This is a genomic window from Subdoligranulum sp. APC924/74 (assembly GCF_003324125.1).
Classification (GTDB): domain Bacteria; phylum Bacillota; class Clostridia; order Oscillospirales; family Ruminococcaceae; genus Gemmiger; species Gemmiger qucibialis.
In genome coordinates this window covers 1-8033 of sequence record NZ_PSQF01000103.1, presented here as the reverse complement: position 1 = coordinate 8033, position 8033 = coordinate 1, and the positions used below count along the sequence as shown (strand labels likewise).

Genomic DNA, 8033 nt, shown 5'->3' with positions numbered 1-8033 from the left:
ATTATCTGCGCTTTTGGCTTAGCAGCTGCCGCACCTCGCTCGCCGTATCGGCACTTAGAATTATGCGGTATTGCCCTAAATAGGATGGCCGCAAAAGATAAACACAGCCAATCATCAAAATCAGAAAGCCAGAGCGGAACGGTTGTTTTCGGCCATTTGCTCTGGGGCAACACCGCACAATTCCCGCCTGACGGCTTAAGCACCGCTCCGGCGGCTGCGGCACGGCATCTGCGTTGCCAAAATGCTCGATAATACATTCAGTATTATCTGCGCTTTTGGCTTAGCAGCTGCCGCGCCTCGCTCGCCGTATCGGCACTTAGAATTATGCGGTATTGCCCTGGCTTTTTGCTGCCGGGCAGGTGCATTTTTATGCAGGGAATATCTCATGTTCTATCACTCGCCCTGGCTCCGCTGGATTTTATTTTGCGGGCGGGCTGTTAGCCACGGTACACTGCTTGCAAACAGTACAAAATTGTGGTAAGCTATTAACAAATATCACAACCATTCAATTCTGCCGGCTTACCCGGCAGCGGGAGGATAGAGCTATGGATGTACGCAACAGCATTGATGGCAGCCTGCAGATCTCCAATGAGGTCGTAGCCAAGATCGCCAAACTGGCCACACTGGAAATTGATGGCGTGGCCGATGTTTCTTCCGGCAGCATGCAGAGCGTGCGCGGGTTGCTGAGCAAAGCCAGCCTGCAAAAGCCTGTTACGGTGGATTTAAGCGATGGCGTTGCTGTGGTGCAGGTGCATGTAATTGCCAAGTACGGCAGCAAAATTATGCCTGTCTGCGCCAAAGTGCAGGAAAACGTCAAGCAGACCATCCAGAATATGACCGGCATTACGGTTTCCCGTGTGGATGTGATCGTTGCCGGGCTGGAAGAGCCTGCTGCAGACCAGCATAAATAATTGAAAGATGGGAACAGTGACAATGGAACAGAATCTTACCCGCCGCGAAGCACGCGAAAATGCTTTTCTTGCGGCTTTTTCCGCAACCTTCCACCCGGATGATCCGCAGCCGGTGCTGCTGAACCAGCCCGAAAGCCACGAGCATCCGCTGGATGAGTTTTCCCTGCGCATTCTGCGCGATATGGAAGCCCATTCGGAAGAAATTGATGATGTGATCCGCGCAAACCTCAAAGGCTGGACCATTGCCCGCGTTCCGCGTGTCAGCCTGGTAGCCCTGCGTGTGGCCCTGGCTGAAATGATGTACGGCGAAGAAAAAAAGACCAGCGTTGCCATCAACGAAGCCGTTGAACTGGTCAAAAAGTATGGCTCTGACAAGGACTATCAGTTCGTCAACGGCCTGCTTGGCACCGTGGCACGGGCGCAGGATAAGCCCGCCGAAGAATGAGAACGCTGGGCATCGATACAAGCAATTACGCAACCTCTCTGGCCGTGTTTGACACAAACGCCGGAGAGGTTGTTTGCGATTGCAAACGCTTCCTGCCCGTGCGGGAGGGTCAACTGGGCCTGCGCCAGAGCGATGCGCTGTTCCACCATACCGCCGCCCTGCCGGAAATGCTGGCAGAACTGGGCCAAAAGGTGAACCTGACGCAGATCGAAGCTGTCGGCGTATCCGCCAGGCCCCGCCCGGTGGATGGCTCCTATATGCCATGCTTTTTGGCGGGCGTCAGTGCGGCCACAGCGTTCTGCGCGGCCAAAGGCATTCCGCTGGTTCAAACAACCCACCAGCAGGGGCATATCTCCGCGGCCCTTTTTGCGGCCAGCGGGGCAGACCTGTTCGGCAAAGAAGAGCTGGTGTTCCATGTGTCCGGCGGAACCACTGACCTTTTGCACTGCAAGGGGCCGGACAGCATTACCTGCATTGGCACCAGCAGTGACCTGTACGCGGGCCAGGCAGTGGATCGCCTTGGCGTGCGGCTGGGCTATGCGTTCCCGGCGGGCATCTATGTCAGCCAGCTGGCGGCAGCCTGCACCGAGAACATCAAACCCAAAGTCAGCGTGCGCGGCACAACCTGCAGCCTTTCCGGCTTGCAGAACCAGTGCGAAAAGCTGCTGGCAGAGGGCAAAAGCCCGGAATATGTCAGTAAGTACTGCCTGCTCTGCGTGGCAGAAACCCTGCGCCGCATGGCCGCCGCTGCCTTGGAGCGGAACCCCGGTCTGCCCGTGGTGTTTGCAGGCGGCGTGATGAGCAGCGAGATCGTGCGGGATTATATCACAAAACGGATGCAGTACGCCTATTTTGTGCCCGGCAAGTTTGCCAGCGATAATGCCATCGGCGTGTCCATCCTGGCGGCAAGGGAGATCAATGCATGGCCGAATACATCAATGTAACCACCCTGAACCTGCTGGCTAAACAGGTGCTGGAGCAGTGCGAACCACTGAATAACCTCATCGTCTGCGGCGAGGTTTCCAACTTTACGCGCCATTACAAAAGCGGCCACTGCTACTTTACCCTGAAAGATGAAAACGCCGCCATCAAGTGTGTGATGTTCCGAGATAAAGCGCGTCTGTTGGGCTTTGCGCCGGAAAACGGCATGCTGGTGCTGGCGTATGGCCGGGCAACGCTGTATGAGCGGGACGGCGCATTCCAGCTGTATTGCGATTATATGCGCCCCTTTGGTGCCGGTGCGGCCCAGATGGCCTTTGATGCGCTGAAGAAAAAACTTTCTGCCGAAGGCCTGTTTAATGCTGAACACAAACGCCCGCTGCCGCCTATGCCGCAGTGTATCGGGCTGGTCACATCCAAAACCGGTGCGGCATTGCAGGATGTGATCCACATCATCACGCGGCGGTGGCCGATGGTCAAACTGCTGCTGGCCCCCGTCAGTGTGCAGGGGCTGGAAGCGGAAAAGAGCATTGTGGATGGCATCCGCCGCCTGGATGCAGACCCGCGCCCGGATATAATTTTAATCACCCGCGGCGGCGGTAGCAAAGAGGATTTGTGGGTGTTCAACAGTGAGCGCATTGCCCGCGCAGCCTATGCCTGTAAAAAGCCAGTCGTTTCTGCGGTCGGGCATGAAATTGATACCACAATTCTGGATTATGTGGCTGACCTGCGCGCTCCTACACCTTCCGCAGCGGCGGAACTCTGCGTGCCGGATCAGGCACAGGTGCGGCACGAAATATTCATTTTACAACAAAATATTCAAAAAAATATACAGTCCCGCCTGGAAATGTGCTATAATAAATTCAACATCATTTCCCCGGCTGCAGCCATGCAGAACGAAAAAACAGGAATTGACGCCCGTGCGCAGCTTTTGCGGCAAACGACAGCACAGATACAGGCCGTTGCAGCCCAAAAGGCAGCTGCCTGCACCCAGGGGCTGCACACCGCTGCTGCGGTGGCAGCGTCACTGAATCCATATGCAGTCCTTGCACGCGGCTATACCATGGTCGCGGATGCCCGCGGCCGCTGCCTGACAACAGAACATCTGAAGCCGGGGCAGAAGATCACTGTTATCGGCAGCAATGCAGCCGCACAGTGTACGGTGGATGCCGTGGCACCCACTCAGGGGAACCCTGAAAAGGAGCAAACCGATGAGAGCACCTAAAACCTTTGAAGAAGGGCTCCAGCGCCTGCAGGAGCTTTTGGCAAAAATGCAGGATGAAACCACAACGCTGGACCAATCCGTTAAACTGTATGCCGAAGCTGCCCAGCTGATCCAGTACTGCAACACGGCGCTGGACAAGGCAAAATTACAGATCGAAGAGATCGACGCATCGCTGGCACAGCCCGGCGCGGATGAGTGAACCCGCAGGATAAGGAGGCTTTTCCCCATGGAACAGGAACGTTATCAACAGCAGTATAAAGCCTTTGTGCAGCAGGCGGAGCAGCGCCTGAACGAACTGTGCGATGTTTATCTGCCGGTAAAAGCCCAAATCAGCCAGGCAGCGCGTTACAGCCTGCTGGGCGGCGGCAAGCGTGTGCGCGCCGTGCTGGTGCTGGCTGCCTGCCAGCTGGCGGGCGGCGATACCGCAGCTGCAGCCGACTATGCCGCGGCGCTGGAAATGCTGCACTGCTATTCCCTGATTCACGATGACATGCCCTGCATGGATAATGATGATTACCGCCGCGGCCGCCTGAGCTGCCATAAGCAATATGGCGAAGCAACCGCCCTGCTGGCGGCGGATGCCCTGGTTACAGCAGCCTTTGAAGCTGTTGCCAACGCGCCGACCCACCCCCAAAGCCGGGTGCAGGCGGCGGCCCACCTGGCCAAAGCAGCCGGGGCACGCGGTATGTTGTATGGCCAGGAACTGGATAAGCATTACGAAACCGTGCACGCCAGCGAAAGCGAGCTGCTGGAACTGCATGCCCACAAGACCGGCGCATTGATTATTGCCGGTGTGGACCTTGGCTGCGATGCCGCTCAGGCGGACGATGCCCTGTGCACTGCCCTGCAGCATTATGCCGCGGAGCTGGGGCTGGTGTTCCAGATCGTGGATGATATTTTGGATGTGACCGCCACAACGGAAGAACTGGGCAAGCCTGTTGGCAGCGATGCCGAAAACGACAAAACGACCTTTATCACCCTGTATGGGCTGGAAGGTGCCCGCAGCCTGGCAAAGCAGCATAATGATGCTGCCCTGGCTGCCCTGGCGGATCTTGGCCCGGAAGCAGACTTTTTGCGCGAGATGGCAGTGGAGCTGCTGACCCGCAGCAAGTAACATATTACAGCAGGGCAGGCGGTGCGGCCCACTGCCCGGCAGCTTTGCCGGGAACCCGCCTGTTTGGCCCGGTGTGAGGAGAAAACTACCATGATGACGCTTTTGCGCGAAGCGCTGAGCTGGAATTATGTGCTGGTAACGGCGGTCATCAGCTCGCTGCTGGCACAGTTCACCAAAGTGATTCTGAACCTGATTATCCTTGGCAAATTTATCCCGGAACGCCTGTGGGGCGCAGGGGGCATGCCCAGTGCACACTCCGCAACGGTATGTGCGCTGTTGGTTGCCACCGGGCGCTACTGCGGCACAGGCTCCACGGAGTTTGCCCTGGCGCTGGTTTTGGCCATTATTGTAATGTATGACGCAATGGGTGTGCGCCGGGAAACGGGCGAGCAGGCCAAGATTCTGAACCGCATGCTGAGCGAATGGATGGATCGTGAATCAGATGCCATGCCCTTTTTGGGAGATAAAAAACTGAAAGAAATGGTGGGTCATACCCCTATCCAGGTTCTTACAGGTGCCATTTTTGGCATTGCTGTTGGCCTTTTGATGCCAATGGTGTAAAAACAGAGCAAACGAGGTATGTGATTATGAAATATCCTTATCTGGATAAAATCCAGAAAAACGGGGATGTAAAAAAACTGCCGCAGCAGGAACTTCCGCTTCTGTGTGAGGATATCCGCAATTTTTTGATTGAAAGTGTTTCCTCTACCGGCGGGCACCTTTCGTCCAACTTGGGCGTGGTGGAACTTACGGTGGCTTTGCACCGTGCGCTGACTCTGCCGCAGGATAAAATTTTGTTCGATGTCGGTCACCAGTGCTATACCCACAAGCTGCTGACCGGCCGCCGGGAGGGCTTCGCCCATCTGCGCCAGGTGGACGGCCTTTCGGGCTTTCCCTCCCCGCAGGAAAGCGACTGCGATACCTTTATTGCGGGGCACGGCAGCACGGCGCTTTCCACCGCCATCGGTGTGGCACGCGCCAAAAAGCTGAAAAAAGAACCCGGCAAGGTCGTTGCCATCATCGGGGATGGCGCGTTCACCGGCGGCATGGTCTATGAGGGCATGAACAACGTCAGCAACCTGAACAACCTGATTGTGGTGCTGAACGATAACAAAATGTCCATCTCCAAAAATGTCGGTCAGATGGCAAATTATCTAACCAAACTACGCACAGACCCAAAGTATTTCCGGGTTAAGGCTCATATGGAAACCGCGCTGGGGTGTATCCCCGCAGTGGGCACTGCTCTGGTAGAGGTGCTGCAGGAAGGGAAAAAGATCATCCGCCGCGGCATCTACCACTCCACAATGTTCGAGGAAATGGGGTTCCAGTACGTTGGCCCGGTGGATGGCCACGATGTTACCGAGCTGACCCGAATCTTTACCAACCTGCAGGAACAGTATTCCCCGGTGTTTTTGCATATTGTCACCCAAAAGGGTAAGGGTCTGAAACCGGCGGAAGAAAACCCCGGCGAGTTCCACAGCGTTTCCGCGTTTGATCTGGATCACCTGACAAATCCGGAAATGTCGCCCAAGGATTCTTTCTCTAACCGCTTCGGCAACAAGCTGGCGGCCCTGGGCAGGGAAGTGCCTAACCTGTGCGCCATTACGGCAGCTATGAAATACGGCACTGGCCTGAACTTCTTCTACCGCGCCATTCCGGAACGCTTTTTTGACGTTGGCATGGCGGAAGAGCACGCCGTAACCTTTGCGGCGGGCCTTGCCAGCCAAGGCATGCTGCCGGTTGTGGCTATCTACTCCACCTTCTTCCAGCGCGCTTATGACCAGATGATTCATGATGTGAACCTGATGCATCTGGATGTGCTGTTTGCCGTGGATCGTGCTGGCCTTGTGCCGGGCGATGGCGAGACCCACCAGGGCATTTATGATACCGGCTATTTCAGCCAAATCGGCATCCCGGTGTATTCTCCGTGCAACTATGCGGAACTGGAATACTGGCTGGAAGCACTGGTCAAAACTATGCGCGGCCCCCGCGCCATCCGTTATGCCCGCGGAGAAGAAAAGCCGGCTTTGGCGGCCCTTGGATGCACCGGCAAACCCTATGATATGCTGTGCGGTGCGGACAAGGCCGATACCGTTCTTGTCAGTTATGGCGCTGAAACCGAGGAGATTCTTGCCGCGGCGGAACTGCTGCGCCACCAGGGAATGGCAGCGGACTGCTGTAAGCTGGTGCAGGTTTATCCCTTGCCGGATGGTCTCTGCCGCCAGCTTTCCAACTATAAAACCATCCTGTTTGCAGAGGAATCTGTGGCAACGGGTGGTATTGGCCAGCAGCTTTGCACTGCCCTGCAGGCAGCAGGTTGGCAGGGCCGCTTTATCCTGCGCGGGGTAGATAACACCCATCTGCTGCACGCCACAGTGCCGCAGCTGCGCCGGGACCAGGGCTTGGATGCTCATACTCTGGCCCAGGACGTGTTGACCCGTAACTGAAATAAGTGAACCGAAAGGTTGTTCATCAATGAAAATTCGTCTGGATCAATACCTTTGCCAAAACGGCTATGCCCAAAGCCGGGAGCGCGCCAAAGCACTGATCATGTCCGGTATTGTCTTTGTCAATGAGCAGAAAGTGGACAAAGCCGGTGAAATGATTGCTGAGGACGCCAAAGTGGAAGTGCGCGGCCATGATATCGGTTACGTCAGCCGCGGCGGCCTCAAGCTGGAAAAAGCCATGCAGGTGTTCCCCATGCGGCCGGATGGCAAGGTCTGCATGGATATTGGCGCATCGACAGGCGGCTTTACCGACTGTATGCTCAAAAATGGCGCAGTCAAAGTGTACGCCGTGGATGTGGGCTATGGCCAGCTGGCGTGGAGCCTGCGCACCGATGAGCGCGTGGTCAATATGGAGCGCACAAACATCCGCAATGTTACCCCGGATATGCTGGGGGACAAAATCGCGTTTTTCAGCGTGGATGTTTCCTTTATCTCGCTCAAACATATTTTCCCGGTGGCGGATACTATCTGTACGCCGGATGCTGTCGGCGTCTGTCTGGTGAAGCCCCAGTTTGAAGCCGGACGCGAAAAAGTAGGTAAAAAAGGCGTTGTGCGGGAACCCGCTACCCATGCCGAGGTGCTACATATGGCGCAGGGTTACGCCATGGCGAACCACTTTACCCCGGCGGGACTGGATTTTTCGCCCATTAAGGGGCCGGAGGGCAACATTGAATTTTTGATGTATGTCCAGCACAGCCAGAATCCGCAGCCGCTGCCCGAAGGCCTGATCGAACAGACGGTTGCCAACGCTCACGCGGCGCTGGATAAAGCCCCCAACCTGCACTGAACCTTAAAAGCTGCGTTCCTGTTACTTGGGGCAATACCGCATAATTCTAAGTGCCGATACGGCGAGCGAGGTGCGGCAGATGCTAAGCCAAAAGCGCAGATAATA

At 56.1% G+C, this 8033-nt stretch carries 10 protein-coding genes; all 10 read left to right on the top strand.

Annotated features, from left to right (window positions below):
• The coding region (locus C4885_RS16800; RefSeq protein ID WP_207657599.1) for a hypothetical protein at window positions 1-252 on the top strand (252 nt) is incomplete at its 5' end.
• A gap of 293 nt (window positions 253-545) precedes the next feature.
• Window positions 546-911 carry an Asp23/Gls24 family envelope stress response protein gene (locus tag C4885_RS14235; RefSeq protein ID WP_114000969.1) on the top strand — a complete coding sequence of 122 codons (366 nt, stop codon included), beginning with the start codon at window positions 546-548 and terminating at the stop codon, window positions 909-911.
• 22 nt (window positions 912-933) lie between these two features.
• Entirely contained in the window at window positions 934-1356 is a 423-nt protein-coding gene (nusB, locus tag C4885_RS14230) for a transcription antitermination factor NusB (RefSeq protein WP_114000968.1), read from the top strand.
• Window positions 1353-2300, top strand: a complete 948-nt coding sequence (locus tag C4885_RS14225; RefSeq protein WP_114000967.1) for a glycoprotease — start codon at window positions 1353-1355, stop codon at window positions 2298-2300. Before nusB ends, C4885_RS14225 begins: the two co-directional genes overlap by 4 nt.
• A complete protein-coding gene (gene xseA, locus C4885_RS14220; protein WP_114000966.1) occupies window positions 2279-3520 on the top strand; it encodes an exodeoxyribonuclease VII large subunit in 1242 nt (413 codons plus the stop codon). The genes C4885_RS14225 and xseA overlap by 22 nt, the downstream gene beginning before the upstream one ends.
• Entirely contained in the window at window positions 3507-3719 is a 213-nt protein-coding gene (gene xseB / locus C4885_RS14215) for an exodeoxyribonuclease VII small subunit (protein WP_114000965.1), read from the top strand. The genes xseA and xseB overlap by 14 nt, the downstream gene beginning before the upstream one ends.
• A 27-nt stretch (window positions 3720-3746) precedes the next feature.
• A complete protein-coding gene (locus C4885_RS14210; RefSeq protein WP_114000964.1) occupies window positions 3747-4634 on the top strand; it encodes a polyprenyl synthetase family protein in 888 nt (295 codons plus the stop codon).
• Window positions 4635-4724: 90 nt separating this feature from the next.
• Window positions 4725-5195: a divergent PAP2 family protein gene (locus tag C4885_RS14205; RefSeq protein ID WP_309439759.1), complete on the top strand. Its 471-nt coding sequence runs from the start codon at window positions 4725-4727 to the stop codon at window positions 5193-5195.
• Window positions 5196-5221: 26 nt separating this feature from the next.
• Window positions 5222-7081, top strand: coding sequence for a 1-deoxy-D-xylulose-5-phosphate synthase (gene dxs, locus C4885_RS14200; RefSeq protein WP_114000963.1), 1860 nt, complete (start codon window positions 5222-5224; stop codon window positions 7079-7081).
• Window positions 7082-7109: 28 nt separating this feature from the next.
• Window positions 7110-7928 (top strand): TlyA family RNA methyltransferase, encoded by an 819-nt coding sequence (locus tag C4885_RS14195; RefSeq protein WP_114000962.1) that lies wholly within the window; start codon window positions 7110-7112, stop codon window positions 7926-7928.
• Window positions 7929-8033 lie beyond the last annotated feature (105 nt).

Bases quoted from the DNA above. Each gene is read 5' to 3' on its own strand.
- C4885_RS14235 (WP_114000969.1), top strand. From the start codon at position 546: ATGGATGTACGCAACAGCATTGATGGCAGCCTGCAGATCTCCAATGAG.
- nusB (WP_114000968.1), top strand. From the start codon at position 934: ATGGAACAGAATCTTACCCGCCGCGAAGCACGCGAAAATGCTTTTCTT.
- C4885_RS14225 (WP_114000967.1), top strand. From the start codon at position 1,353: ATGAGAACGCTGGGCATCGATACAAGCAATTACGCAACCTCTCTGGCC.
- xseA (WP_114000966.1), top strand. From the start codon at position 2,279: ATGGCCGAATACATCAATGTAACCACCCTGAACCTGCTGGCTAAACAG.
- xseB (WP_114000965.1), top strand. From the start codon at position 3,507: ATGAGAGCACCTAAAACCTTTGAAGAAGGGCTCCAGCGCCTGCAGGAG.
- C4885_RS14210 (WP_114000964.1), top strand. From the start codon at position 3,747: ATGGAACAGGAACGTTATCAACAGCAGTATAAAGCCTTTGTGCAGCAG.
- C4885_RS14205 (WP_309439759.1), top strand. From the start codon at position 4,725: ATGATGACGCTTTTGCGCGAAGCGCTGAGCTGGAATTATGTGCTGGTA.
- dxs (WP_114000963.1), top strand. From the start codon at position 5,222: ATGAAATATCCTTATCTGGATAAAATCCAGAAAAACGGGGATGTAAAA.
- C4885_RS14195 (WP_114000962.1), top strand. From the start codon at position 7,110: ATGAAAATTCGTCTGGATCAATACCTTTGCCAAAACGGCTATGCCCAA.